This window comes from Chitinophaga niabensis (assembly GCF_900129465.1).
GTDB classification, from domain to species: Bacteria; Bacteroidota; Bacteroidia; order Chitinophagales; family Chitinophagaceae; genus Chitinophaga; species Chitinophaga niabensis.
On record NZ_FSRA01000002.1, the window covers coordinates 1,863,427 to 1,889,600 of the forward strand.

General features: G+C 45.5%; 22 protein-coding genes. 11 read left to right on the top strand and 11 right to left on the bottom strand.

Annotated elements, in window-relative coordinates; translation table 11 throughout:
* Nucleotide 1: 1 nt before the first annotated feature.
* Nucleotides 2-868: a CsgG/HfaB family protein gene (locus BUR42_RS24890; RefSeq protein WP_074242264.1), complete on the bottom strand. Its 867-nt coding sequence runs from the start codon at nucleotides 866-868 to the stop codon at nucleotides 2-4.
* Between the two features lie 96 nt (nucleotides 869-964).
* Entirely contained in the window at nucleotides 965-1,948 is a 984-nt protein-coding gene (locus BUR42_RS24895; RefSeq protein WP_074242265.1) for an NAD-dependent epimerase/dehydratase family protein, read from the bottom strand.
* A 56-nt stretch (nucleotides 1,949-2,004) separates the two neighbouring features.
* Between BUR42_RS24895 and BUR42_RS24900 the strand changes: the two genes are divergently transcribed.
* Complete coding sequence (locus BUR42_RS24900) at nucleotides 2,005-2,547, top strand: Crp/Fnr family transcriptional regulator (protein WP_074242266.1); 543 nt, start codon at nucleotides 2,005-2,007, stop codon at nucleotides 2,545-2,547.
* A 168-nt stretch (nucleotides 2,548-2,715) separates the two neighbouring features.
* Here BUR42_RS24900 and BUR42_RS24910 read toward each other — a convergent pair whose 3' ends face one another.
* Nucleotides 2,716-3,072, bottom strand: a complete 357-nt coding sequence (locus BUR42_RS24910) for a DUF488 domain-containing protein (protein ID WP_074242268.1) — start codon at nucleotides 3,070-3,072, stop codon at nucleotides 2,716-2,718.
* A gap of 55 nt (nucleotides 3,073-3,127) precedes the next feature.
* On the opposite strand from BUR42_RS24910, the gene BUR42_RS24915 reads away from it, so the two are divergent.
* The 5 genes from BUR42_RS24915 (at nucleotide 3,128) to BUR42_RS24935 (ending at nucleotide 10,993) form a co-directional block, all read left to right on the top strand.
* A complete protein-coding gene (locus BUR42_RS24915; protein WP_074242269.1) occupies nucleotides 3,128-3,721 on the top strand; it encodes an RNA polymerase sigma factor in 594 nt (197 codons plus the stop codon).
* Between the two features lie 69 nt (nucleotides 3,722-3,790).
* Nucleotides 3,791-4,909, top strand: coding sequence for a FecR family protein (locus tag BUR42_RS24920; protein WP_074242270.1), 1,119 nt, complete (start codon nucleotides 3,791-3,793; stop codon nucleotides 4,907-4,909).
* Nucleotides 4,910-5,148: 239 nt separating this feature from the next.
* Complete coding sequence (locus tag BUR42_RS24925) at nucleotides 5,149-8,448, top strand: SusC/RagA family TonB-linked outer membrane protein (protein ID WP_159442345.1); 3,300 nt, start codon at nucleotides 5,149-5,151, stop codon at nucleotides 8,446-8,448.
* 18 nt (nucleotides 8,449-8,466) lie between these two features.
* Nucleotides 8,467-9,858, top strand: a complete 1,392-nt coding sequence (locus BUR42_RS24930; RefSeq protein WP_074242271.1) for a RagB/SusD family nutrient uptake outer membrane protein — start codon at nucleotides 8,467-8,469, stop codon at nucleotides 9,856-9,858.
* Between the two features lie 16 nt (nucleotides 9,859-9,874).
* Nucleotides 9,875-10,993 (top strand): TlpA disulfide reductase family protein, encoded by a 1,119-nt coding sequence (locus BUR42_RS24935; protein WP_074242272.1) that lies wholly within the window; start codon nucleotides 9,875-9,877, stop codon nucleotides 10,991-10,993.
* Between the two features lie 114 nt (nucleotides 10,994-11,107).
* Here the strand turns inward: BUR42_RS24935 and BUR42_RS24940 are convergent, their stop codons facing one another.
* The 6 genes from BUR42_RS24940 to BUR42_RS24965 form a co-directional block, all read right to left on the bottom strand.
* A complete protein-coding gene (locus BUR42_RS24940; protein ID WP_234979797.1) occupies nucleotides 11,108-11,659 on the bottom strand; it encodes a PhnA domain-containing protein in 552 nt (183 codons plus the stop codon).
* A 114-nt stretch (nucleotides 11,660-11,773) separates the two neighbouring features.
* Entirely contained in the window at nucleotides 11,774-14,134 is a 2,361-nt protein-coding gene (locus tag BUR42_RS24945) for an ABC transporter permease (RefSeq protein ID WP_074242274.1), read from the bottom strand.
* A 412-nt stretch (nucleotides 14,135-14,546) separates the two neighbouring features.
* Entirely contained in the window at nucleotides 14,547-15,584 is a 1,038-nt protein-coding gene (gene selD / locus BUR42_RS24950) for a selenide, water dikinase SelD (RefSeq protein WP_074242275.1), read from the bottom strand.
* Complete coding sequence (gene mnmH, locus BUR42_RS24955) at nucleotides 15,581-16,618, bottom strand: tRNA 2-selenouridine(34) synthase MnmH (protein ID WP_074242276.1); 1,038 nt, start codon at nucleotides 16,616-16,618, stop codon at nucleotides 15,581-15,583. The genes selD and mnmH overlap by 4 nt, the downstream gene beginning before the upstream one ends.
* 20 nt (nucleotides 16,619-16,638) lie before the next feature.
* Nucleotides 16,639-17,373, bottom strand: coding sequence for a GNAT family N-acetyltransferase (locus BUR42_RS24960; protein WP_074242277.1), 735 nt, complete (start codon nucleotides 17,371-17,373; stop codon nucleotides 16,639-16,641).
* A gap of 180 nt (nucleotides 17,374-17,553) precedes the next feature.
* Nucleotides 17,554-18,450, bottom strand: a complete 897-nt coding sequence (locus tag BUR42_RS24965; protein WP_074242278.1) for a LysR family transcriptional regulator — start codon at nucleotides 18,448-18,450, stop codon at nucleotides 17,554-17,556.
* Between the two features lie 92 nt (nucleotides 18,451-18,542).
* On the opposite strand from BUR42_RS24965, the gene BUR42_RS24970 reads away from it, so the two are divergent.
* From BUR42_RS24970 to BUR42_RS24980, 3 genes are read left to right on the top strand one after another with little or no spacing between them, the layout of a single operon-like run.
* Nucleotides 18,543-19,757: an MFS transporter gene (locus tag BUR42_RS24970; RefSeq protein ID WP_084185814.1), complete on the top strand. Its 1,215-nt coding sequence runs from the start codon at nucleotides 18,543-18,545 to the stop codon at nucleotides 19,755-19,757.
* Between the two features lie 13 nt (nucleotides 19,758-19,770).
* A complete protein-coding gene (locus BUR42_RS24975; protein ID WP_074242279.1) occupies nucleotides 19,771-20,568 on the top strand; it encodes a HipA family kinase in 798 nt (265 codons plus the stop codon).
* Entirely contained in the window at nucleotides 20,546-20,929 is a 384-nt protein-coding gene (locus tag BUR42_RS24980) for a DUF3037 domain-containing protein (protein WP_074242280.1), read from the top strand. Before BUR42_RS24975 ends, BUR42_RS24980 begins: the two co-directional genes overlap by 23 nt.
* On the opposite strand, the gene BUR42_RS24985 is transcribed toward BUR42_RS24980, so the two are convergent.
* Nucleotides 20,914-23,166: an ATP-binding cassette domain-containing protein gene (locus BUR42_RS24985; RefSeq protein ID WP_074242281.1), complete on the bottom strand. Its 2,253-nt coding sequence runs from the start codon at nucleotides 23,164-23,166 to the stop codon at nucleotides 20,914-20,916. The genes BUR42_RS24980 and BUR42_RS24985 overlap by 16 nt on opposite strands.
* Nucleotides 23,167-23,241: 75 nt before the next feature.
* The gene (locus BUR42_RS24990) at nucleotides 23,242-24,108 is read right to left on the bottom strand and encodes an alpha/beta hydrolase (RefSeq protein WP_159442346.1); all 867 of its coding nucleotides are present in this window, start codon (nucleotides 24,106-24,108) and stop codon (nucleotides 23,242-23,244) included.
* Nucleotides 24,109-24,172: 64 nt separating this feature from the next.
* Here BUR42_RS24990 and BUR42_RS24995 point away from each other — a divergent pair, with 64 nt between their 5' ends.
* Entirely contained in the window at nucleotides 24,173-24,970 is a 798-nt protein-coding gene (locus tag BUR42_RS24995; protein WP_074242283.1) for a dienelactone hydrolase family protein, read from the top strand.
* Between the two features lie 158 nt (nucleotides 24,971-25,128).
* On the top strand, nucleotides 25,129-26,160 hold the full coding sequence (locus tag BUR42_RS25000) for a serine hydrolase domain-containing protein (RefSeq protein ID WP_074242284.1): 1,032 nt from the start codon (nucleotides 25,129-25,131) through the stop codon (nucleotides 26,158-26,160).
* The last annotated feature ends 14 nt before the right edge of the window (nucleotides 26,161-26,174 follow it).

The window sequence follows — 26,174 nt, forward strand, 5'->3', positions numbered from 1 at the left end:
ACTATTCGTTTATGATTTCGCATTTCAATTTAGCATTCCCTTCCATCTTTTTGGCAATGTCTGCACCACCTTCCGTTACTGTGCAGATGGAGAAGTTTTCATCCTCAACCTTCGATACCACTATCTTTCCGATCTGCTTTTTCCTGGTGAGCTTTTTACCGTCCACTACCAATTCCGTTGCTTCATACACTTTAAACTGATTGCTTTCTGATACGCCGGTACCACTACCGCCGGATATCAATACTTTGACTGCTTCACCTGCACCACTTTTCTCTTCAATAGATGCAATGGAAGCCACGATCTTAAAGTTATCCTTGATGAATTTTTCGATCTGTGGTTTAATTTCTTTCAACGCATCCTCAAAGGCAGTTTTACCTTTTGAAGTAGCGCTAAAGCTATTGGAAGCCATGATCTCTCCCGTGGCTACATCTACCACTCTTGTATTGAATGCTATTTCAGCAATGTTGGAAGTGGTCATGCCCACAACCGGGATGCTCACCTGCTTGGTTTCAGCTTTTGCTTTTGAAATATTTCCAAGCACAACATATTGCGCACCGAGGGATTTGGATTGTTCAATTACCTGGCCATCTATGAAGTCTTCATCTTTCTGCAGGTTCTTTTCAGACTTTAACTGGTCCATTTTCTCCCGTTCAACCAATGAGAACCTTTTGGTTTTCAGAAAGGCATCGGCAACGGCATCCTGGATAGCAGTATTATACTCAGAAGAATTATTGCTCCGGGAATAACCATAGCTATCTTTTTGAGCGGAACTTTTGAATGGAACGATGCCGATAAGTGTCTTATTCTGGGCATAGGAAGTGCTGCAGATGGTGAATAATGTTACCATCAGGGTAATAGGCTTTATCATATGGGTTGCTAAATTATCTAGTTAATCGTTTTTTAGGTATAAGGGATTCAAATTTCAGCACTAAGATATGATAAATATTTTAATTGTATATATGTTTTATCGCACTGGATAAGGCCCTTCGGAAAACCCTTCCGCATGATACCCTTTTGCCCCGATGATCTTTGCCAGGGGGCTTCTTATTCCATCGCCGGACCTTAGTTGTTCCAGGATATACCTGAAATCGTACTTCGGCTGCCAACCCAGTTCCTTTCTTGCTTTATCATTCACATATACCCTGTCTATACCCGGGAAGAACTTCCAGCCATATTGTGCATATACTGCTGCATAATCAGGGAACAAACCTGCCAGTACTTTTGGGGCATCGGTCCGTAATGCCGCCAGGTGTTCCGGTAAAAAAGGAGTTGTGGCACTGATGATATATTTCCCGAAACCGATCTGCTGGGCACATTCCGCTGCCAGCAGGTGTGCACTCACGGCATCTTCAATATCCACACGGCGGGAGAGGTATTCATTGGCTTTGAGATTTTCATCCGTGTAAGTATCCCGTGCATCTTTATGATCATCTTCTTCCGGAAAGAACCGGGATGTTCTCAAAACAATACAGGCCAGCCCCTGGTTCCTGTGGAATAACTGGCAAAGGTCTTCTGCCGCTGCTTTTGTTACGCCGTAGATATTTTTGGGAACAGGTGTAACTGCTTCCGTTATCCATGCTGCCGGATCTCCGGCGGGAGGTACCAGTGCATCGCCAAAAACACTGGTGGTGCTGGTGAAGATAAAACGTTGCACACGCGCTGTAATGGAGGCTTCCAGCAGGTTGAGCGTACCTGTTATGTTAGTATCAATAAAATCCTGCCTGCTATGGGTGCCAACATGGGGTTTATGCAAAGTGGCCGCATGAAATACCGTTTGTATACCTTCCATGCAACGGTTCACAAAAGCAGGATCGGCAATGGAACCAACATGTGTGGTGAATGGGGAAGGGAGTATATCTATACTCACTACTTCGTATTGCAGATCTCTTAATGTGCGGACCAGCGCTTCGCCCAAATGCCCTGCGCTTCCGGTGACTAAAACTTTCATAAAGCAAAATTAACCACGTTTCAGGGGAATTTTAGGACATTTGTCCCATTTACGGTATGATCAGGAAAAATCTGCAACTACTTCAGTTAACAGAAGCGATGGAAGGTAAAACCACCCTGCGTAGTATCAATGCAGGGCAGCGGTTCATTCACCAGGATGAGCAGTTAACTCATGTGTACATCATTAAGACCGGCATCGCCAAATGTTTTATTACAGAGGAGAACGATAAAGATTATATCCTTGAATTTTTGGGTGAAGGCGAGGTATTGGGTGAAATTGAAGCCATCAGAAAGCAGAAGACCATCTGTTCAGTAGAAGCTGTTACGCCACTCACGGTTCATGCCATGAGCCATACGGAGTTCCTGCATAGCATCTATACTATGCCTGATCTTAACCAGGTTATGCTGGAACTCCTGGCCACCCGCGTCGCCAATTCATCTATCAAAAGTGCCAGGCAGCAATTGTATGCTTTGTCTGAAATACTCCCACAGTTATTGGCTATGCTGGATGCACAGCATATTACTTTCACCAAGCAGGACCTGGCGGGGTATATGGGCATTTCAGTCAGAAGCCTGAACAGGTTGTTGCAGGAGTTATAAAGGATGATTGGTGCGCGATACCCAATTGGGCACATCGTATTTGCTCTGCCGGAGTAACATGTTCAATTGTGCTGTATGATGCTGTATCCCACAATTCATCCGGGCAGGCCAGCAATGCATTTTCCAACATATCTATAGAGGCGCCGAATTGTTGCCATAGTGCTTCTTTCATGATCTTGATCCCAGGTATTGTTTTAAAACTATGGCATGGTTATGTTCGGGGTCTTTTGTGGCAAAGATCAGGGTGATCTTCTTTTTATCCTTGTGCCGTTCGAGAAAATCCCCCACTGCTGTATTCTGCTTCAACTCTGCCAGGTACTTTTTCTCAAAATCTGTCCACGACATATCGTTTTGATGGAACGAAGTCCTTAACGGGCCGGAAGGGGCCAGGTCTTTTGCCCATTCATCTATAGCCGCTTTTTCTTTTGTAAAACCACGGGGCCATAACCTGTCCACCAGTATCCTGAAGCCATCAGTTTTCGATGGTTCTTCATAGATGCGTTTTATTTTAATGTCTGGCTGCATAAGTACTGTTTAAGTTACGATATTTAGTTATTACTTTTAGCCCCGGGTATCAAGCATGCATGAACAAACGGACATAGAGCGGGAATGGCTGATAAAACTCTCCAGGGGCGATGGATCTGTTTTTCGTGAACTTTTCGACCATTATCACCCATTCGTTTATTCTTTCGCATTACGTATGACGGAATCAGATCCGATTGCCAAAGATGTAGTGCAGGATGTATTTGTGAAGATCTGGGTCAACCGGGAATCCCTCCATGCCATTGAAAACCTCCCCGCTTACCTCAACCGCATGACCCGCAACCTTGTATTGAACGGCATGAAACGCAGGGCCCATGAGGAAAGCCTGATCCGTGACCTGTTCCCCGCCGGCAACGAACGCAATTCTACCGAAGATGCTACCCTGGCGAAAGAGTTGGAAGCCCTGCTGCATCGTGCCATTGACCATCTCCCGGGTCAGCAGCAAAAGGTCTACAGGCTGGGCCGCATGAAAGGTCTGAAACATGAAGATATCGCAGAACAGCTGCAGATCTCCAGGGAAACTGTTAAGAAACACATGATGGCGGCCGTTCGCAGTGTAAAGGACTACTTGCAGGAACATGGCGGCCCTATTGGATTGCTGGCCATTTGCCTCCTGAAATTGTACCGCTGAATTTTTTTTCTTCCCCACTACCCCTTCCTTCCTTTTCGTTTGTCAATACAGTAAACAGGCCTGAATAATATGCAAAACGAAAGATGGGATTATCTGCTCGGACGTTTTTATGATAAAACCTGCACGCCGCAAGAGCGTGAGGAATTAATGGAGGCCCTGAGGAACGCCATTCCCGGCGAACCCAATGATATGCTGCTGGATGATCTGATGGCTAAACATACCGTGGATGTTACACTGGAGCCGGCAGACGCGGAAGAGATCTATCAACGGATCAAACCAACTATTCCCGTTAAGAGAAATATGCGCTGGTGGGCTGCTGCTGCTATTTTGCTGATAGCCGGCAGTGCCGTTTATTTCCTGTTACCGGAGAAACAACAACCTGCGCAAACAGCAAAGATCGATGTGGCGCCGGGTACGAATAAAGCCATCCTTACATTAGCGGATGGTTCACAGGTTGCGCTGGATAGTACAGGCAGCCAGGTGCTGTTGCAGGGGAAAACTGCTATCAGCCAACAGGGAGGAGAACTGGTATATAATGCAAAAGAAGAGCTGGAGCCGGTATACAATACCCTCTCCACGCCAAAAGGAGGGCAGTTTAAGATCACGCTGCCGGATAATTCTGTTGTATGGCTGAATGCGGCTTCTTCCATCCGTTTCCCCACTGTTTTCATAGGAAACGAAAGAAGCGTGGAAGTAAGGGGGGAAGCCTATTTCGAAGTGAGCCACGATGCTGCTAAACCTTTTAAGGTGAGGCTCTATGATAATACAGAAGTGAAGGTACTGGGCACACACTTCAACGTAAATGCCTACCAGGATGAGGAAAGTATCCAAACCAGCCTGCTGGAGGGTAAGGTGGAAGTAACACAGGGAATGGAAAAAGTAACGCTCAGGCCAGGCCAGCAGGCGAGAGGCATCATAGTGAGAGACCTGAGTACAATGGAAAAAACACAGGTGATCGCCTGGAAGAATGGTGTCTTCCATTTTGAACAGAAAGACCTGGCAGAAGTAATGCGCCAGCTTTCACGCTGGTATAATGTAGACGTAATATATAAAGGAGCCATACCACGCAGGACCTTTGGCGGGGAGCTGTCGCGCAGCCTATACCTCTCTGATATCGTGGAAGTAATGCAGGTGATGAAAGTAAACGTGAGGATCGAGGAAGGAAACAAGCTGGTCGTAATGCCGTAACAACCAAAAGGAATTTATCAGAAAAAAGCCGCCCCGGGTGCAACCGGAGCGGCAGGTCGTCTGGTCAATAGAATAGAAAAAGTCTGGGTAAGACTACTTATTAATCAACCATTCAACAGTACGAAAGTATGCAAATTAATGTGCTTTGTAAAGGCCATCCTATGCCGCGGCGTATAGGACCAAAATCAACCATGGAAACGAGTGATAGCCATAGTTTCCTGATTAAAACACTGCGAATAATGCGTTTGACCGCTTTCTTCCTCATCGTTTTCTGCCTGCAGGTGTCCGCTAATAAAGGCACGGCGCAGACTGTTACTTTGTCTGGCCAGGACCTGCCGCTGGCGCAGGTTTTCTCAGAAATAAAAAGACAAACAGGTTACCTGGTGTTTTACGATATGGAAGCCGTGAAAGCAGTAGCGCCTATCTCCGTATCTGCAAAGAACCTTCCGCTGAAGCTCTTCCTCATAGAGGCACTTAAGAACAGTAAGCTCGCATGGTCCATCAAAAACGGAAATGTGATCATCAGCCAGTTGGACCAACCTGTAATTGAAGCAGCAGCTCCTGTTCCGGTGGAAGTTACCGGATTGGTAATGGGAACAGATGGTGTTTATTTGCCGGGAGCCTTTATTAAAGTGAAAGGAACGAATAACGGAACAGCCAGCGATGGCAATGGTAAATTCTCCATCACAGCCAATGTAGGCGAAACATTGGTGATCACTTTTATTGGTTTTCAATCGAAAGAAGTGGTTGTACCGGCTTCCAGGGTTTTGCGGATCGTGCTGGAGAAGTATGTCAGTAAATTAGATGAGGCTGTAGTACAGGCTTATGGTACCACCTCTCAAAGAGCGAATACAGGAAACATTGCTAAAGTATCCGGTAAAGAACTGAATGAAGCACCCGTATCTGATCCCCTGGCGGCATTGCAGGGGCGTGTAGCAGGTTTAGTGATCACACAAACAACCGGTGTACCTGGTTCTGCTTTCAAAGTTCAACTCCGTGGCCGCACACAGATAGATCAAACCAATGGTGCCTCAGATGAACCATTGTTCATCATTGATGGAGTACCTATGGCTACAGGTAATAATAAGATCAATATGGTAACCAGCTCTATCAGCGGTGGTGGTCTTTCTGGTCTTAGCCCTTTCTACAGTGTGAACATGACGGACATAGAAAGTATTGAAGTACTGAAAGATGCAGATGCTACCGCCATTTATGGAAGCCGTGGTGCAAATGGTGTGATCATGATCACCACCAGAAGGGCCAAAGCAGGAGCTACCCGTTTTAATCTTAAAGCAGAAACTGGTGGCAGCCGTGTGAAGTTACCCAACCTATTGAGCACAAAAGATTATGTGGCCATGCGTAAAGAGGCATTCAGAAACGATAATAAGGCAATGACCAATGCTACTGCATATGATCTTTTACTCTGGGACACTACCCGTGATAATAACCTGACCAAACAATTGATCGGTGGCACAGCCTCCATGACGAACGTTCAGGCATCCTTATCCGGAGGAAACAATCTTGTTCAGTTCCTGGTAGGTGGAGGATATTTCAGGGAAACAGATGTATATCCCGGAACATTCCCCAACTCAAGAGCTTCCGCTAATTTCAATATCACTTCCCGTTCTGAGGACCAAAAATTCACGGCTACTTTCAGTGGTAATTTCTCTTCTGCCCTCAATACCGCTACCGCCACAGACCTAGCCAGCAAACTCATTCTCCCGCCCAATTATCAGTTATACGATTCAGTTGGTGGATTAATGTGGAATGAAAAAGGTATAGTGTCTGATAACCCGCTCGCGTATACTTTACAAAAGTATACAGGGAAAACAGATAACCTGAATGCCAACGTTAATCTGTCCTATAATATCTGGAAAGGATTGTACATCAGAAGTAATATTGGCTATAACCAGGTAAAAATAGATGAACTGGCAATTACCCCTAAAACGTCGATAAATCCTACTACAGCAGACCTCACAGGCAGGGCCAGGTTCGGCAACAATAGTTTCAAAAGCTGGATCGTAGAGCCGCAGATCGATTATAATACTTACATTGGAAAAGGATCATTGAATGTATTGGGTGGTGCAACTTTTCAAAGTCAGCGCAATAACGGATATAGCTTCGGGATCAACGGATATACAAGCGATGAATTCATTGGCTCATTGGTAGGTATCCCTGCTACAGCCTTTGTGAATCCCACCAGTATCCTCAATGAATATAAATATCAGGCATTCTTTGGCCGGCTTACTTATAATTACAACAATAAGTACTTAGTAAATTTTTCTGGAAGAAGAGATGGTTCCAGCCGTTTTGGGCCTAATTTCCGCTTCTCCAACTTTGGTGCGGTAGGTGCTGCATGGCTCTTCACCAACGAAGAATTCATGAAAGCATATCCAGCCATCAGCTATGGTAAATTGAGAGGAAGTTATGGAATAACAGGGAACGACAAGATCGGGGACTATAAATACATCGATTCATATACCTCTTATATTTATTATCCTACTTATAAAGATTCAGCGGCCTTTACACCCACCAGCCTGTTTAAACCAGACCTGCACTGGGAAAAGAACCTGAAGCTGGAAGTAGCGCTGGAACTAGGTTTCCTGGAGGATCGTATCCTCTTCACAACAGCATGGTACCGGAACCATTCCAGCGACCCGCTGGTTGATTATCCTTTGCCCCTCACTACCGGTTTTAGCAGCATCACTGCCAACCTTCAGGGTGTGTTATTGGAAAACAGTGGTTTTGAATTTACGCTGAATACCACCAACATTAAAAGCAAAGATTTCAACTGGACGACCAATTTTAACTTCACTGTTCCGAAGAATAAATTGCTGCGCTTCCCTAATCTGAGCCAGACGAGTTATGCTTCAAGATATGTAATAGGGCAACCGCTTAACCTCATTTTCGTGAGTAAGAACCTTGGTGTGGATCCTCAAACGGGATTGTATACCGTGGAAGATCTGAACAAGAACGGCACCTATCAGGTATCGGCAGTAAATGGCGATCTGCAGCCGCTCTTTAATACAGATCCGAAATATTTCGGAGGTATGCAGAATAATTTCAGCTATAAAGGTTTTCAACTGGGGGTTTTCCTGCAGTTCAGCAGTCAGATGGGCAGGAACTGGTTGGCTTCTCTTACTACTGCTAACTTTGCCTCTGTACCTGTTGGTGGTTTACAGAATGTGCCCTATATAGCACTCAACCGCTGGCAGAAACCTGGTGATGTAACACCTTATCAGAAATTCACAACCAATGGTACGATCCCTGCAAATGGTTTAACTGGATGGACTTCCGCCAATTCCTCTAATGCAACTTATTCGGACGCTACCTATCTGAGATTAAAAACAGTATCCATGTCCTATGATCTTCCAGGCAATTGGTTGAAGAAGATCAAAATGCAGAGTGTGAGGGTATATGCGCATGCGCAGAACTTGTTCACTTTCGCCAGGAACAAGGATAGCGATCCGGAAACCACCTTCATGTTCAGGATCCCGCCACTAAAAACTATCACGGCCGGTATACAAGTGAATATCTAAATTGATCAATTGAAAGAAATGAAACGATATAAAATATTAATTGCAGGGGCATTGATGCTAACGACTGTTGCGGCCTGCAACAAATTTGTAGAGGTACCCTTACCCATCACCCAACTGAATACATCTGCTGTATTTGCAGATGATGGAAAGGCGAACTCCGCAGCACGTGGTATTTATGCCAGTACACAGTTCGCTTTGGGAACGGGGCCTTTTTCCGGAGGATTGACCACTAATCTTGGTATAGCATCTGATGAGTTCGTAAAGCTTACCTACTCTGCAGATGAACAGCAATTCTTCGAATTCAAATTAACCAATACAAACGGAAACGTTAGTAGTGTATTGTGGGGGCCATTGTACAATATGATCTACCAAACTAATGTTTTACTGGAAAATGTAGAAAAATCGCCCGGTGTTACACCCCGAACTAAAGATCAATTATTGGGTGAAGGTCACTTCCTCAGAGCATTGAACTATTTCTACCTGGTGAATTGTTTTGACTCTGTGCCCTTGTTGCTTACATCGGATTACCGCGTTAATGCATTGGCACCCCGGAGTGCGCCAGAAAAAGTATGGAAACAGATAGAAGAGGACCTTTTGTTTGCACAGGAAAAAACAGGCGAAGCTTATACAAAAGAAGGTATTCGCATCCGCGCCAATAAATGGTCAGCCACTGCATTGCTGGCAAGAGTCTATCTGTACAGGAAAAACTGGGCAGAAGCAGAAAAACAAGCCAGCGCAGTGATTAACGTAGGCCCTTATAAACTGGATTCCCTGAACGGGATCTCCTTACTCACTTCTCCTGAAGCGATCTGGCAGATAGCCCCTGCCGGTGCAAACCTCTATGTTTATGAGGCCAGCAAGTTAACCGGCAATGCTACTCCCACCACCAATGTGCCATTTCGTTTAAGTACCTGGCTGCTGGCTTCTTTTGAAGCTGGCGACCAACGCAGGATCAAATGGACAAAAACCGGCGCAGACGGATTTCCCGGAGTGCAGAAATACAAAGTATTCGGCAACACACAGGCAGGTGCAAAAGCAGAAGGTTCCATTATGCTGCGATTGGCAGAACAATATCTCATCCGCGCAGAAGCCAGAGCACAGCAGGATAAACTTGCAGAGGCCATTACAGACATTGATTCCATTCGTTACCGCGCCGGTTTGCCATTGATCAAAAATACCAACCCTGGTATCAGCAAAGCAGACCTGCTGCAAGCCATTTACAAAGAGCGGTTTACAGAATTATTTGGAGAACTCGGCCATCGCTGGTTGGATGTTAAACGTACCGGCCAGGCAGACGCTATTTATAACGCACACAAAACAGGCTGGAACACTACTAACCTCATCCTCCCTATCCCACTGGGCGAAAGGCAAAAAAATCCCAATCTCAGCCAAAATCCCGGTTACGAATAAGCAAAAAAAGAAAACAATGAAACAATTCATCATCATCATATCTCTCCTGACGCCATTCATGAGTTTCGGGCAACAAAAGGAATACCACCTGAAAGGGCATATCAGCAACTGGAAAGGACAGGATTCCATAGCCCTCATCTATGTAAAAGATAACCAGATAGCGATCGACACGATCATTGTAACAGACGGCCGCTTTGAGATCAAAAAGGATTTCAAAGAACCGATATCGATCGGCCTCCGTTCCATGCGCCCAATGAAAAAGAATGAGATCGCTGATAACAAACGTTTCTATTTGGAACCAGGTTTAATTTTACTGGAAGGAACAGATTCTGTTAAAACCAGCATCCTTAAAGCCCACCGGGTGAATGTAGATAACCAGGAACTGGAAAATGCTACCTCGCCGATCCTGAAAAGACTGGGAGCATTGAGGACAACCGCTATGGCTACGCCAAAGGAAAAACGGGAAGAACCAGCGTTCAAAGAACTGGAAAAAGAGTACGCCGCCTTGCAGGATTCTGTTAAACAGGTAAACATCCGTTTCGTAAAGGAACATCCGAAGTCATTCATTTCCCTGGTAGCGATTAATCAACTCGCCGGGGCCACAATGAATTATTCAGTAACCGCACCCCTCTTTGAAAAGCTCGACCCATCCCTGAAACAATTTCCTACAGGTAAAGAACTGGCGGGAAGACTGGAAGTAGCGAAGAAAACGAAAATAGGTACTGTGATGCCTTCCTTTACTTCACTGGATACTGCGCGCAATGAACTCCATCTGAATGATGTAGTGAGCAAAGGAAAAGTAACCCTGGTAGATTTCTGGGCCAGCTGGTGTGCTCCCTGCCGTGCAGAAAATCCAAACGTGGTGAAAGCCTTCAATTCTTTCCATTCTAAAGGTTTTGAGATCATCAGCGTATCCCTGGATGATAATGCACAACGCTGGAAAGATGCGATCGTGAAAGACGGCATGCCCTGGTACCACGTATCCGGCTTAAAGAAATGGGAGGAACCTGTAGCTGTATTTTTTGGCATCAATGCAGTGCCGGATAATTTCCTGCTGGACGCCAAAGGAAGGGTAGTGGCACGTGGCCTCAAAGGAGAAGCCCTGTATAAGAAGATAGAAGAGATGACCCGCTAAGCAATAATATCTGAATGGAAACCGCTGGTTCTAAGGAGCCGGCGGTTTTTATGTTGATGGGAAGAATATTAAATAAAGAAGCCGCCTTTTATTGCAGAGGCGGCTTCTTTTTAATTAACCTTGTTTTCTCACATATTTCGTAAGGATCACAATCACCTGCCCTTCTATCTTACCTTCGATCTGTTCTGTATTCTCTTCTACTAATTTAATGTTCTTCACCACAGTGCCCATCTTAGCATTAAGGGTAGAACCCTTCACATCCAGTGATTTAGTTAAAATGACGGTATCGCCTGTTAGCAGTTGATTGCCATTCGCATCTTTATGAAGGTCTACTGTGCCATCATTTTCATGGTCCCCGGTAGCTTTAGCCCAAGCCAGTATTTCATCTGCGAGGTACATCATATCCAGGTTCTCCATAGCCCAGCTTTCCTGTTTTAAACGGTTCAGCATCCGCCAGGATACCACCTGTACACCCGGCACCTCACTCCACATGGTTTCTGATAGAACACGCCAGTGATTACTGTCTAATTCTTCCTTCTTGTCTATTTGCGCCAGGCATTTCGAACAGATCAGGATGCTGTTGTCTGGATTATTGCTCGTTTCGGGTGGTACCTCATACGTTTTAAGCGTGGTTTCGCTTTGACAAAGCTGACATTTGTTACTCATCATATTACTTTAAAAATGTCCGCTAAGGTAAGCATATCATTCCAATGGTCCACATAGGCTTGACATAGGCTTAGGATAGGGCATTCGTATACTTAAAGGGCGTTTTGCGACAAGTTAATCAGCAGTCAGACTTTTAGCCGGATTAGCCAAAGCTGCCTTAATGGAAAGGAAACTGATGGTAAGTATAGCAATGGACACAGCTATTAGCCCTGAAACCAGGAAAACCATCCAGCTTATAGTAGTCCGGTAAGCAAAATCATCCAGCCATTTACTCATGGCGTACCATGATACAGGAACAGCGATCAGGATAGCAATAAGTACCAGGCGGATGAAGTCTTTCGTAAGCAGGCTGATGATACTGCTCACACTGGCCCCTAACACCTTCCGCACACCTATTTCACGGGTTCGTACCTGTGCAGTATAAGCAGTAAGCCCCAGTAACCCCAGGCAGGATATTAGAATAGCAATGGCAGCAAATGAATTGAAGAGCATGCTTCTCCCCTCTTCTGCCTTATAAATATCATTGAATACCTGGTCCATAAAAGAATACTGAAAATCTATGCCAGGATTATGTTTATCCCATATTGCCCTGGCGGCAGCTACCGCTTTTGCAGCATCTTTACCGGTTGTTCTAACAAATATTGAATTGTTCAGCTGAGGTTTGGAATAAAATACAGCCGGTTGTATCTCTTTTTTTAAGGAGGCAAAATGGAAATCCTTCACTACACCTATAATCGTTCCTTCCACTTCCCACAATTTAAATCGTTTCCCCAAAGGATCTTTGATCCCTGTTTGTTTCACGGCAGTTTCGTTCAGGATGTAGTGATTGGAATCAGCAGGGGTGCCGGAGAAATTACGGCCTTCCAGTAATTGCAGCTTAAAGAAAGGAATAAATTCTTTGTCGACGCTTAAAGGATACATCATTAAAGTCTGGTCTGCCCCTTTCCCATCCCATGAATTGCTGCCACTTTGTGCGCCCAGCATGGCAATATATCCGTTTGCCTGTGTTACACCTGATACACCCGGTGCATTCATTAATTGGTTCCTGATGGCCTCTGCATGTTCATTGGCATCGCGGAGCCAGAAGGAGAACACATGTGTTTTATCATAACCCAGGTCTTTCGTCTGGATATATTTTAATTGCTGACCGATAATAATAGTGCCCGTGATCAATGCTACTGAAATAGTGAATTGGCTTACCACCAGTACCTTGCGGAAGGTAACTCCCCTGATGCCGGAAGATACTTTCCCTTTCAACGCCCTGATAGGATCAAAAGAAGATAGCAGCATAGCAGGATAAATACTGGAGGCTGCCAATGTTCCCAGCCCTGCTAATAATATCACCATCCAGATATGATAGTCCGCAAAATTGATAACCATTTCCTTTCCTGATATTTTGTTGAACAATGGCAGCGATACATAGATCAATATCAGGCTCAGTAATAGGGAAAAGAGGAAGAGGATGGCTGTTTCTATAATGAACTGGAAAAATAACTGAATGCGCATAGCGCCAAAGATCTTTCGCATGCTCACTTCCTTGAAACGAAGCATGGATCGGGAGGTGGACAGGTTCACATAATTAATGCAGGCAATGATCAGGATCAGCAATGCAATAATAGTGAAAGTACGCACCGTGCTTATGCCGCCATTAGTACCATCTGCCTGGTACAAATGCATATTCTCTATTTTCTGCAACAGGTATTTAATGTCCGTGTCTTTAGGCCGGTTGGCAAGATGTATGGAGCGGAGTTTATCTGAAAGTGTATTGGTATTTGTGCCGGGTTCCAAGAGCAGATAAGTAAAGAAATTATATTCATCCCATTCCTCGTTGATGCTTCCTTTCCTGGTTGCGTATTTGAATTTGTTGATCAGTTCTATGGGAAAGAACATATCTCCCTGGATGCTCGAATTCAGCGGAAAATCTTTGATGACACCACTCACAGTATAGCTTTCTTTATTATCTCCCAGGATCACTTTGCCGATGGGATCTGCATCGCCAAAATAACGTTTGGCTGTTTTTTGTGTAAGCACCACGGTATGATCATCGGTAAAAGGACGCTTACTGTTTCCGGCAATCAGCTTAAAATCGAATATTGAAAAGAAGGAGGGATCAACAAGGAAAGTATTTTCTTCAATGAATACCTTTTCTCCGGCTCTGTAATTGGCATGGAAATAGTTATTTGTGATGCGTGCGAATGCTTTCACTTCCGGCAACTGTGTTTTACCAGATAGGGCAATGGGTGCATTGGTCACCGTCCAGATCTGTACACTGCTGCCGGTACCCACACGGTTCTGCAAACGGTAGATCTGATCAGCCTGCTGATGGAATTTATCAAAGCTCAATTCGTCCTGCACCCATAGCAGGATCATAATGCCAATAGCTAAGCCGGCCGTTAATCCTGTAATATTAACCAGCGAATAGAATTTATTCTTCAGCAGATTGCGCCAGGCTGTTTTGAAATAATTTGCGAACATACCTTTCCCGTTGAGTGACGAAGGTACCGAACAAGAAAAGGGCCAGCAAATAAAGGCTTGATTATCAATAGTAAATAATTCGGAACTGTTCGTTTTTGATACACACAGCGTCCGCTTCTGTACTTACCTGTTTTCTGTTCATAGTAAAGCTAAAGTGTTCCGTGCCAATTAATAAGTTTCCGGAAGGAACTGTGAAGAGGAAGATATTGTCGCCGGCTTTTACAAAATACAAGGTATAGGTGTTGGTGCAGCAGGTGTACTGCCAATGTAGGTGCGTTCTTTAGCACCTATCGTGGAACCAGGTAGTAACAGTATGGAGAAGCGGGCTTCACCTTTTTTTATTAAACATCCTGCTATTAATGGCTTGTAAAATTGATTTTCACCATCTGCGGCCATTTCTTGATGAAGTGCCTCAGGTAACATTGATCAGGGGGCCTTCATCTTGTGCTTTGAGTGTACCAAACGGGCTGACAGGTAATCCCTGTTCCCGCAGGAGACCTTCAAACTCTTCAATACCTTCCGGTGCAACTGCCACCAATAATCCACCACTTGTCTGCGGGTCGGCGAGTACATATTTCTGTGTATCAGAAACTGCTCCTATTTTCTGGCCATAGCTGCTCCAATTCCGTTGTGTACCACCGGGGAAACAATTCCTTTCCAGGTAATAAGGGAGGGACGCGATCATTGGTACTTTATCAAATTCAATAGTGGCAGATAAACCACTGCCTTCGCACATTTCAGCCAGATGCCCCAGTAGACCGAAGCCGGTAACGTCTGTCATGGCTTTTACACTGTCCAGTGCTGCAAATACTGCCCCCGCTTTATTAAGGGTTGTCATGCTTTTTACAGCCAGTGCTGCATCTTCCGGAAGCAACAGTCCTCTTTTTTGTGCTGTGGAAAGTATGCCTACTCCCAGGGCTTTGGTTAGATAAAGCCTGCATCCTGCTGTGGCAGTTGAATTCTGTTTTAGTTGGGGAATGTTTACGATGCCGTTTACTGCCAAGCCAAACACGGGTTCCGGGCAATCGATGCTATGGCCTCCCGCCAGTGTGATACCGGCTTCTGCACAAATGGCCCTGGACCCTTCCAGCACTCTTTGGGCAGTTTCGGGAGGCAGCTTTTCGATAGGCCAGCCGAGTATAGCTATGGCCAGTACTGGTTTCCCGCCCATCGCATACACATCGCTGATTGCATTTGCAGAAGCGATCCTGCCAAAGTCAAAAGCATCATCCACAATGGGCATAAAGAAATCTGTAGTGGAAATAAGTGCGGAGCCATTGCCGAGGTCCAATACTGCTGCATCGTCCCTTTTATCATTGCCTACCAGCAAACGTGGATCGGCAGGCATGGCTACTGTGCTATGAAGGATCTTATCAAGGATGGCAGGGCTGATCTTGCAGCCGCAGCCTGCTCCATGGGAATATTGTGTGAGCCTTATTTCTTCGTTCATATGATTGTTGCTTCTGTATGTACAAAATCCAGGACCTTTCCTGCATTTTTTATGAAATCATTATTTTCAAGTTCTATCGGGAATACCTGGCTGGCGTGCCTTCTGGATAAGCCGGTACGATAAGTCTTATCATAATAGACCAGCACGAGTTCTATGAATTCACTCATACGCCCTTCCCGGATGGCGGCTACTGCATTTTTTGTTTGTTCAGGTCCCAGGCGTTTATGGATACGTTCCGTACATTCTACCAGGAAATCTTTGTCCAATACGCCGTATTCCTGTACCAGCGTTTGTACCCTTTGTGCATCAGGGACCTTTAGGTCGATCAGTATGGCAGCTTCCATCTGGTTCCATAAAGGTTTTGGGATAAAGCGTTTTCCTATGGTCAGGCTTTCGTCTTCTATCCATATTTTTCGTTGCTTATCCAGTTTTGCCAATTGATCTGCCAGGTTGTTTTCAAATTGTTCCTGTGTAGGTTGTACCAGTTTATTCATTGTGCCATAAGAAGAACCCTGGTGCTGTGCAATTTCTTCCAGGTCTATCATTTGTTCTCCAAGGGCCTGCATCTGATGGAGGATCTTTGTTTTGCCGGAACCGGTCTTTCCGCCTAATACTACAAGCGGATACTTTGCTTCAAATTGTTCCAGCGCCCATCTGCGATAACTTTTATACCCGCCTTTTACCAGGTATACTTCAAAACCATAGAGGTCCAGTGCCCAAGCCATAGCACCACTGCGCATGCCACCACGCCAGCAATGGAGCGCTATTTTTTTTCCGGGAGCTATTTCAAGGGCTTGCCTTACAAAGCCAGACCACTTATTACCTGTGAGGTCAAATCCCAGCAGAATAGCAGCTTCCTTTCCCTGTTGTTTATATGTGGTACCTACTTCCACCCGTTCTTCATTACTGAATATGGGAAGATTAAATGCACCAGGCATATGCCCATGTTCAAATTCTGCGGGTGTGCGTACATCTGCCAGCGGAATATTTCCCTGCCATGCAATAAGATCTTTTATGGTAACCGCACGTATCATGCGTGAATATTAATTAAAAATTATTGAATAGTTCCTTTCACCCTATACCCGCAAACCTTAAATCCTGCTTTCAGTAAAGTGGCCTTTGAACGATGATTGCTGATATTACACCGGGCAGCAGGTACCCTTTTCAAAAGGTAAGCTTCTTTCTTTAATTCCTGTACGATCAGGCTGCCCAAGCCCTGCTGCCGGTAAGGCTCTTTTACCTGCATATAGATATCTATGTACGGCATATTGTAACTCCATACAAAGCCTCCGCTGGCTACTATTTCACCATTCCTTTCCAGTACATAAGTGCTGTCGTCATCTCCCATTTCATCCTTTTCCTCCCTTTTGCGGAATGTGACGCCGGGTATAGTAAGCGTACTGGTATGATCTTCTTCAAACAAGACAGCTTCTGCCTGTATGTTAGAGCTGAAAGCATATAACATGGAAGTTAACAGGGGATCATTCGTTTGACATTCAATGAGCGTAGCGCCACATGCTGCATGAAAATAGGGAAAGACCAGGTGTGCAGATTTTCTATAGGTAGGAAGGAGATAAAATTCAAAGATCGTATCCCTGTCTTCCCTTTTGTTTGTTCCCCAAACGGCACCGTAACCTATCTCTACTCCATCCGATGTAAAGAGGTAGGTATCCGCCCAGCCAAAATCATGGCACTTGTTGCAGACGAATTGAAAATTGCTTTCGTGCAGGAATAAATCCCTAAGCGGCTGAATGGCTTCGAGGCTGCATTTGATCACCTGTGTTTCCATATGAAATCAAGTTAAGCTTTTTATTATATTAGCAGCATGGAACAGCTGATCATATCTGCGGTAACCGCTATCTTCAATGGCGCCGATGAGCGTAACTGGCTCAAAGTACAACAGGCCATGACGGAAAATGTATACCTGGACTATTCCTCTGGGCCTTCCGGGAGAAGCGATGAAAAGGATCTAAGCTTCTTTTTCAAACAGGCTTTCAATCAGTTTAATTTCTTCCGTATACATTGTTTTCTTCCGCTTGCCGAAGTACAACGTGTTCTCCATTACGTTAGTACCCTGCCATACCTCTTTCACTTTTCCTGCCTTCAATTCATTACGGCATAAGAAATCCGGGATGATGGCAAACCCTTTTCCTTCACTCAGGCAGCGCACAATCGAACATTTGTTAGGCACAATATAATTAGGCTTGAAATCAGGGTGTGTGTTGAAGTTCATATGCCAGAACTTCCGGAGGTTCTCTACATCCCCCGCAGAACTATACCAGATCTGCTGTTTTAACCACTGTGCTGCTTCCGCGAATTTCTTTGCTTTGATCAGCTTCTCAAACTCTTTACTATCCTGCTTTGCACCGCCTACCAGGATGATGCGTTCCTTGGAGAAAGCTTTGTATTCCAGGTTCTGCTGGTTACCTTTTTGCGGTGTAATAATGAGGTCCAGCAAACCTTTATCCAGGTCTTCCTGCATCTCCGTATATTCTCCGAATTTGATGATCACGTTAAATGGAAGTGTGGAAATGTATTGCTCCAGTGTGAACTGAAATGTTTCCAGGCACATCCCCACACTGATCGTAGATTTATTGGTTTCCGAACTCTTATGGAAATGCTCTTCTGCCAGTTCCAGTTTGTTCACTGCCTCCAGGATATAATTATATAACACCTTCGCCCGCTCTGTAGGTACCATTTTACGGGCCGCCCTGTCGAACAGCTTATATCCCACATAAGATTCCAGGGAGTTCAAATGCAGGCTCACACCGGGTTGAGAGATATATAAGGCTCTCGCGGAAACTGTAAGGGAGCCGGTTTCATAGATCGTTTTAAAGGTTCTGAACCACTCAAGACTAATCTGCATATCATCAGTTTTATGATACAAAGGTACTATTTTACTTATTATGATAATAATTGAAGAGGGACTAGTTTTGCAGATGTAAAATCAAAAACATCATGCAACAAGGAAATATGGCAGCGGTGCTTCCAGCTCCGGCGCCAGCAAAAAAAGGCCTGCCTCCTGCGCTGTGGGCCTTAACGATCAGTGCTTTTGCTATAGGAACAACAGAGTTTGTAGCTGTGGGTATATTGCCCACCATTGCGCAGAGCCTCCAGGTGAGTGTGTCTTCTGCCGGATTTTTAGTGAGCATCTACGCTTTGGGTGTAGCCATCGGAGGCCCCATCCTTACAGCCTTCACCAGCAATTTGCCCAAGAAACCTTTACTGGTTTCCCTGATGGCCTTATTTGTATTAGGGCATATCCTTTCAGCCATAGCCCCTACTTTCACCTTTTTACTCATTGCCCGTTTTATTTCAGGTTTTGCACATGCGGTATTCTTTGGCGTGGGAGCTACTATTGCAGCCACATTGGTGGCGCCGGATAAAAAGGCTACCGCTATCGCCATCATGTTTGCCGGGTTAACGATTGCCATTATTGTAGGAGTTCCCCTGGGAACCTTTATAGGACAACACTTCGGCTGGCGTGCCACTTTCATTGGTGTAGCCCTTTTGGGAATTATTGGATGCCTGGCCACCATGTTACTATTACCGAATAATCTCAAAAACGGGCAACCATTAAAACTGAAAGATCAGCTGAAAGTATTGGGGAATAGCCATATCCTTTTAGTATTAGCGATCACGGCATTTGGCTATGGCGGTACTTTTGTAGCCTTCACTTACCTGGCCCCGCTGTTGGAAAAGATCACCGGATTTTCGTCATCTTCTGTCAGCCTGTTATTATTGGTGTATGGTGTAGCCATTGCCTTAGGGAACGTGGTAGGAGGAAAGCTCTCTAATACCAATCCCGCAAAAGCATTGATAAGGATGTTCGCTTTACAGGTGATCGTATTATTGATCTTTTCCTTCACCGCCTGGTTCAAAGTAGCCGCTGTGATCACTTTATTCTTTATGGGAGGTTTATCATTCTCCACCGTGCCAGGTTTGCAATTATACATTGTGCAACTAGCAGAAAAGTATTTACCCGGCACAGAGGATGTGGCGTCTTCCTTAAACATATCCGCTTTTAACCTGGGTGTTGCTTTAGGCGCATATGTGGGAGGAGTTGTAGTGGATGCCGCAGGACTTGGTTTGCAGGCTACGCCATGGGTAGGCGCATTGATCGTTTTATTGGGAGGAGTGCTCACAGTGGTGAGTTATAAAAAATTAGCCTAATTTCAATCCCCAAATGACCCATTCATCAGATACGATCAGGACCGTTAACGTGACCCGCTACGTCACACCACTTCGCGAAGGAGGCTCATTGCCTGCTATCGCAGAAGCAGACGATGGTTTTTTATATGTGCTCAAATTCCGTGGTGCAGGCCAGGGGATCAAAGCCCTCATTGCTGAATTGATCGGAGGAGAAACAGCCAGAGCGCTGGGCCTCAAAGTACCGGAACTTGTTTTTGCCAACCTGGATGCTGCATTTGGCCGTACGGAACCGGATGAAGAGATCCAGGACCTGAACAAAGCCAGCGTGGGGCTTAATCTCGCGTTACATTATCTCTCCGGCGCCATCACATTTGATCCCACTGCATCTACTGTAGATCCTGCATTGGCTTCAAAGATCGTATGGCTGGATTGCTTCCTCACGAATGTGGACCGCACACCCAGGAATACCAATATGCTCATGTGGAACAGGGAGCTTTGGTTGATAGATCATGGCGCGGCATTATATTTTCATCATTCCTGGTCTAACTGGGAAGAACAATCCAAAAGGCCTTTTGTGCAGGTGAAGGACCATGTATTATTACCATGGGCCACAGAACTGGATGTTGCAGATGCAGCATGCAGGGCTGTCTTAACAAAAGAACGTATTCACGCAATCGTATCGCTGATCCCGGACGAATGGCTGTTGGCCAATGAACAGGTAACTTCTGCTGAAGAAGGCAGGAAGGTATATGAACAGTTCCTGGAATCCCGTATCGCATCCTCTGAAATATTTGTAAAAGAAGCACAACATGCAAGAGCAGCACTTATTTGAGTACGCCGTTATAAGGATCGTGCCAAGAGTGGAACGGGAAGAATTCCTCAATGTTGGTGTGATCCTCTACTGCAAGAAGTTAAACTTCTTACAGGCCATGTTTGCTTTGAATGAAGAAAAGCTGCGTGCTTTTTGTAGCGACATAGACCTTGCCGAAGTGAAAACATATATCCAGTCCTTTGAAAATATCAGCAAAGGTGGAAAGGATGCCGGGCCTATTGGTAAATTAGACCCAGCCTCCCGTTTCCGCTGGCTCACTGCTACACGCAGTACTATTCTTCAATCTTCTAAAATTCATCCCGGCTTTTGTGAGGACCCGCTGGAAACGCTAACACGTTTACATACTCAGTTGGTATTGTGAGCGAGCCGCAGGTATTTCCCTGTGAGTGATCCTTCCGCCTGCAAAATATCCCGTGGTGTTCCTTCGAAAATGATCTGACCGCCTTTGTGACCACCTTCAGGTCCGATGTCTATGATCCAGTCTGCATTTCGGATCACATCCAGGTTATGTTCTATCACTATCACGGTGTTGCCGCTATCCACCAGCCTGTTCATGATGAGCAGCAGATGTTCAATATCAGACATGTGCAGGCCGGTAGTGGGTTCGTCCATAACATACAAACTTCCTTTCTTATGTAATTCACTGGCCAGTTTTAACCGCTGGCATTCTCCGCCGGATAAAGTACTGAGTGGTTGACCGAGTGTGAGATAGTCAAGCCCTACATCGTGAATGGCCCGCAATTTTGTCTGGAGTTCTTTTTTCTTAAAATAAGTAAGCGTTTCCGCGATCGTCATTTCCAGTACATCACTGATGGACTTCCCATTCAGTTTATATTGCAATACTTCGTCCTGGAAACGTTTCCCGCCACATACTTCGCAGGGCGTAGTGATAGTTTCCATAAAAGCAAGGTCTGTTACGATCACACCTAACCCGTTACAATTTTTGCAGGCTCCTTTTGAATTGTAGCTGAACATGGAGGGGCTCACTTTATTTGCCGCACCAAACAGTTGGCGGATGGCATCCATGATCCCTGTGTAAGTACCTGCATTGGAGCGTACATTTGCACCTACCGCAGATTGATCTATTACAATAGCTTCCGGATGTTGCTGAAGGAAGAGTTCATTGATCAGGGTGCTTTTACCGGATCCTGCCACACCTGTTACAGCTGTGAGCACTCCTTCCGGAATATCCACCGATACATCTTTCAAATTATGTAATGAACTCTTTTCAATATGGATCTTGCCTTTCGCGGAACGGAAAGCCGGCTTGATGGGCAAAGCATGTTTGAGGTACCGCCCTGTTAAAGTATCGGCCTGTAAAAGCCCTTCATAACTTCCTTCATAAACGATATGTCCTCCATTGGTACCAGCCTCCGGCCCTACATCTACAATATGGTCCGCAATTTTGATCACGTCCGGATCATGCTCCACTACAATCACTGTATTGCCTTTATCCCGCAACTGTTGCAAAAGATCATTGAGCCGGTGTACATCCCGGGGATGTAAGCCCACACTGGGTTCGTCGAAGATATACAACATATCGGTAAGGCTGCTGCTCAGATGCCGCACCATTTTAACCCTTTGGGATTCTCCGCCGGAGAGGGTGGTGGTTTCCCTGTCGAGGCTCACATAATCCAGTCCTATATCCACCAGGGCCTGTAACCTTTCCTGTAATCCTGTAACAATAGGTGTAACACCGGGGTCGCTGATCGCAGCGATCACTTTGATCAGTTCATCCACCTGCATCGCCGTTATATCTGCAATGTTGTACCCATCTATCATGCAGGCTAAGATGGTTGGGTTGTAACGTGCACCATCGCAGGCAGTGCAGGTTACCGTAGTCATGTAAGGTTCAACTCTTTTTTTGGTAGAATCCGCCATGGCGCCATCTTTTTTGATATAGAGCCGATCGAATTTATCGATCAGTCCTTCATAGGTTAGTGATAGTTCACCACCGATATCAACTTTCGCCGGTTCGCCGTAGAGCAATTTTTGCCATTCTTCGGGACTGTAATCATTGAGCTTTTTGTCGTTATCAAAGTACCCGGAGAGCGCATATACTTTCCAGTACCAGGTGCCTACAGCAAAAGTGGGAAAGGTAATGGCACCTTCGTTGAGGGACTTTGTTTTGTCCAGGAACAATTTGAGGTTCAGGCCCACTTTTCTGCCGATACCCTGGCATTCCGGGCACATGCCACCGGGGTCATTAAAAGAGAAAATATGTGCCGGGCCTGTAGCGGGTTGCCCTGTTCTTGAAAATAACACGCGCAGTAAAGGATTGATATCTGTAATAGTCCCCAATGTGGAGCGGGAATTGCCGCCCAGCCTTTTTTGGTCCACTACAATAGCTGTAGAAAGATGTTTGATGTCATCTACCGCAGGCCGGCTGTATTTGGGCAGGAAGTTACGGATGAAGGCAGTAAAGGTTTCATAGAGTTGCCGCTGCGCTTCATTGGCAATGGTATCAAAAACGATCGAGGATTTACCGGAGCCTGAAACACCGGTGAAAATAGTGATCTGTTGCTTTGGAATGCGCAGCGATACATTTTTCAGGTTGTTTTCCCTGGCACCTTCAATGATGATGTGGTTTGAATGCATGGTCCAAAGTTGCGGAAAGATGCAACCTGCCCGGCCATCCGAAACGGATTTTAAACCATGCGAAAAGGATTAAAGCTAACGGCTGTAGGTTTCTACCCAGGTCCTGAATTCGCTTTCCACTAATACGAGATTGGCCGGTACTGCGAGGCCCAGGTCGTGCCCTGCACCAGCAATGGTCACCAGCTTGTGGGTGTAGCCAAGTTGTGATAAATGGTTCTTTAGCAATTCGGCCTGGCTGTAAGGAACTGTCATATCTACTGTTCCATGTATTAGCAGGCTGGGAATATTTTTAGCCTGTTTAAGCGGACTGGCCGCTGCGAATTTAGGATCTACCGGCTGGCCTGGTACATAAGTAGCGCCGGCCAGGGCATTTATTACTCCGCCAAGGCCAATACTTGCGGCATAGTTCAGCATGGCCGGGTCTGAAACATCTGTGGGTCCTGCTAAAGAAATGATGCCGCTGATCCTGTTATCTGCATCATATTTATAGCCGTAGAGTAAAGCCATATGTGCTCCTGCACTGGCACCGCTGATAATGATCCTGGTGCTGCGGATATTCCATTCCCCCGATTTGGAGGCACAATAAGTAACTGCTTTGTGTACATCCTCCATTAACTGCTCATAATGCACCGTGGCATTCACAAACCGGTAGCTCATGGACATACTCGCAAAACCCCTCGTCAGCAAAAGGTCCTGGAACCCATGCATATCTTCTTTATTACCTGCTATCCATGCCCCACCATGGATAAGGATCACAAAAGGCGTGGCAGCAGTTCTGTTCTTTGGAAGATAAACATCCATTTTGTTGCGGGCATCTGCACCATAGGAGATGTTTAGCATTTTGGCTTCTTCCGTTGAGGGAGGAGGAGCCGGGGTTTCACTTTTTGTGCAGGCGGAGGATACAAACAACCATCCTGCCAGGATGAGGGTAATGTACTTCATAGACATAAATGTAGAAAAATCATGCCAACTGTCGTAAATTTAAAGGACTGAAAAATCCATCATCATGAAACACCTGCTTTTTCTACTGCTGATCGCTACCGCAGCATGTAATAATGCCGCTAAACAACCCGAAAAGGAAGCACCGAAACTAAAGGAAGAAAATATCACCTACACGGGAGATGGTGTGCAAATGAATGGCTTCCTGGTGTATGAGGACAAAGATTCCATCCGCCCGGCCGTACTGGTGGTGCACGAATGGGATGGCCTCAATGATTATGCAAGGTTCCGGGCAAGAGAACTGGCCAAACTGGGTTATGTAGCCCTGGCAGTGGATATTTACGGAAATGGTAAAACTGCTCCCAATCAGGACAGTGCCTTATCCTATTCCTTGCCATTCTATGAAAATCCATCCATGGCACAGCGGCGCATAGATGCAGCCATTGCTAAAGTGAAAACATACCCGCAGGTGGATACCAATAATATTGCTGCAGTGGGATATTGTTTTGGAGGAGGCATGCTGCTGAATAGCGTTCGCCTGGGCACTCCCCTGAAAGCGATCGTGAGCTTTCATGGAACCCTGGTAGGCACACCTGCTAATAAAGACCTTTTGAAGGCAGACATACTGGTTTGCCAGGGAGGAGATGATCCTTTCGTAACACCGGAAGAAGTTGCGAAGTTCAGGAAACAAATGGACTCCATCGGCGCAAGGTATACTTTCAAAGTATATGATAGTGCAAGGCATGGGTTCACAAACCCTGCGCATACTAACCATGAAGAACCCGTGTTGTACAATGCAAAAGCAGACAGTGCTTCCTGGAAAGATATGATCAGCTTCTTTCAACAGACGATAACGAATAAATAACAGCCATGTGAAAAATAATTTCGCAACTTTTGCTTCAGTCGCTTATGCTTACTGAAAATATGTGATTTGCTTATAAGTCTTTACTGGATTGTGATAGTCCGGGATGTCAGTACCTTCTCTCATTTGGGAGAAGGTATTTTTGTTTTAGCTTTGGAGAAATGTACAAATACTGCTTCCCCCTCCTGCTTATTTCCATTTCTGTAAAATGCCAGCACCTGGCTGGTTTCGCTGATAGTATCAGAACGGCATATCATATCCCCGCACTGGGTTACGCTATCCTGTCTGCAGACAGTGTATATGAAATACAGATGCTGGGAAATAAGCGAGGCAACATTCCCGCAACGCCAGAAGATAAGTTTCGCATAGGTTCCAATACAAAAGCCATTACCGGTTTTATTGCTGCATTGCTGGTAAAGGAAGGCAAGATCAGGTGGAATACGAAAGTGAGTACGCTTTTGCCAACAGCTAACCCAGCCTACCGGAACATTACACTACAACAATTACTCAGCTTCAGGGCACCGCTTGTTCCCTATACTTACACCAATGAAGAACCTGCCGGCTTTGCAGGCAATGAAGATGAACAGCGTATACAGTTTGCCAACTGGTTATTAGAACAACCTCCCGTTGCTTCAAAACAAGGATTGAGCTATACCAATGCAGGTTATGTGGTAGCAGGGGCCATGCTGGAAAAAGCTTCCGGTAAAACATACAAGCAACTCGTAAAGGACCTTGGGAATAAACTGGGTATCCGGTTTGGCTTTGGCAACCCTAATGAAACGGACAGTACGCAAACCTGGGGGCATGATGCCCAACTGGTTCCCGAGCCGCCGCAGCACAATTATAAGCTGGAGTGGTTGCTGGTCGCAGGTAACATCAATATCAGCCTGCCGGACTATGTGAAATTCATCCAATTACAATTGAAAGGATTAAAGGGAGAAACAAAAGTACTGCCGCAGAGGGAATTCCATTTCCTCCTGCACGGCCTGCCCACATTTTCCATTGGCTGGTTTTGGGAAAAGAATGAAGCAGGGGACCTGGTGATCAGGAATACCGGTAACCCCGGCACTTTTATCACACAGGTTTATATTCAGAAAGGTAAAGCCTTCATTTTCTTCACTAATTGCCAAACGAAAGAAACTTACACGGCACTCGATAGACTATTTGAAGCGGCAAAAGAAGCAGTATATTAGCATAATTCCCGTTT

Coding starts and splice junctions, on each gene's coding strand:
- BUR42_RS24890 (WP_074242264.1), bottom strand. CDS start 868: ATGATAAAGCCTATTACCCTGATGGTAACATTATTCACCATCTGCAGC.
- BUR42_RS24895 (WP_074242265.1), bottom strand. CDS start 1,948: ATGAAAGTTTTAGTCACCGGAAGCGCAGGGCATTTGGGCGAAGCGCTG.
- BUR42_RS24900 (WP_074242266.1), top strand. CDS start 2,005: ATGATCAGGAAAAATCTGCAACTACTTCAGTTAACAGAAGCGATGGAA.
- BUR42_RS24910 (WP_074242268.1), bottom strand. CDS start 3,072: ATGCAGCCAGACATTAAAATAAAACGCATCTATGAAGAACCATCGAAA.
- BUR42_RS24915 (WP_074242269.1), top strand. CDS start 3,128: ATGCATGAACAAACGGACATAGAGCGGGAATGGCTGATAAAACTCTCC.
- BUR42_RS24920 (WP_074242270.1), top strand. CDS start 3,791: ATGCAAAACGAAAGATGGGATTATCTGCTCGGACGTTTTTATGATAAA.
- BUR42_RS24925 (WP_159442345.1), top strand. CDS start 5,149: ATGCGTTTGACCGCTTTCTTCCTCATCGTTTTCTGCCTGCAGGTGTCC.
- BUR42_RS24930 (WP_074242271.1), top strand. CDS start 8,467: ATGAAACGATATAAAATATTAATTGCAGGGGCATTGATGCTAACGACT.
- BUR42_RS24935 (WP_074242272.1), top strand. CDS start 9,875: ATGAAACAATTCATCATCATCATATCTCTCCTGACGCCATTCATGAGT.
- BUR42_RS24940 (WP_234979797.1), bottom strand. CDS start 11,659: ATGAGTAACAAATGTCAGCTTTGTCAAAGCGAAACCACGCTTAAAACG.
- BUR42_RS24945 (WP_074242274.1), bottom strand. CDS start 14,134: ATGTTCGCAAATTATTTCAAAACAGCCTGGCGCAATCTGCTGAAGAAT.
- selD (WP_074242275.1), bottom strand. CDS start 15,584: ATGAACGAAGAAATAAGGCTCACACAATATTCCCATGGAGCAGGCTGC.
- mnmH (WP_074242276.1), bottom strand. CDS start 16,618: ATGATACGTGCGGTTACCATAAAAGATCTTATTGCATGGCAGGGAAAT.
- BUR42_RS24960 (WP_074242277.1), bottom strand. CDS start 17,373: ATGGAAACACAGGTGATCAAATGCAGCCTCGAAGCCATTCAGCCGCTT.
- BUR42_RS24965 (WP_074242278.1), bottom strand. CDS start 18,450: ATGCAGATTAGTCTTGAGTGGTTCAGAACCTTTAAAACGATCTATGAA.
- BUR42_RS24970 (WP_084185814.1), top strand. CDS start 18,543: ATGCAACAAGGAAATATGGCAGCGGTGCTTCCAGCTCCGGCGCCAGCA.
- BUR42_RS24975 (WP_074242279.1), top strand. CDS start 19,771: ATGACCCATTCATCAGATACGATCAGGACCGTTAACGTGACCCGCTAC.
- BUR42_RS24980 (WP_074242280.1), top strand. CDS start 20,546: ATGCAAGAGCAGCACTTATTTGAGTACGCCGTTATAAGGATCGTGCCA.
- BUR42_RS24985 (WP_074242281.1), bottom strand. CDS start 23,166: ATGCATTCAAACCACATCATCATTGAAGGTGCCAGGGAAAACAACCTG.
- BUR42_RS24990 (WP_159442346.1), bottom strand. CDS start 24,108: ATGAAGTACATTACCCTCATCCTGGCAGGATGGTTGTTTGTATCCTCC.
- BUR42_RS24995 (WP_074242283.1), top strand. CDS start 24,173: ATGAAACACCTGCTTTTTCTACTGCTGATCGCTACCGCAGCATGTAAT.
- BUR42_RS25000 (WP_074242284.1), top strand. CDS start 25,129: ATGTACAAATACTGCTTCCCCCTCCTGCTTATTTCCATTTCTGTAAAA.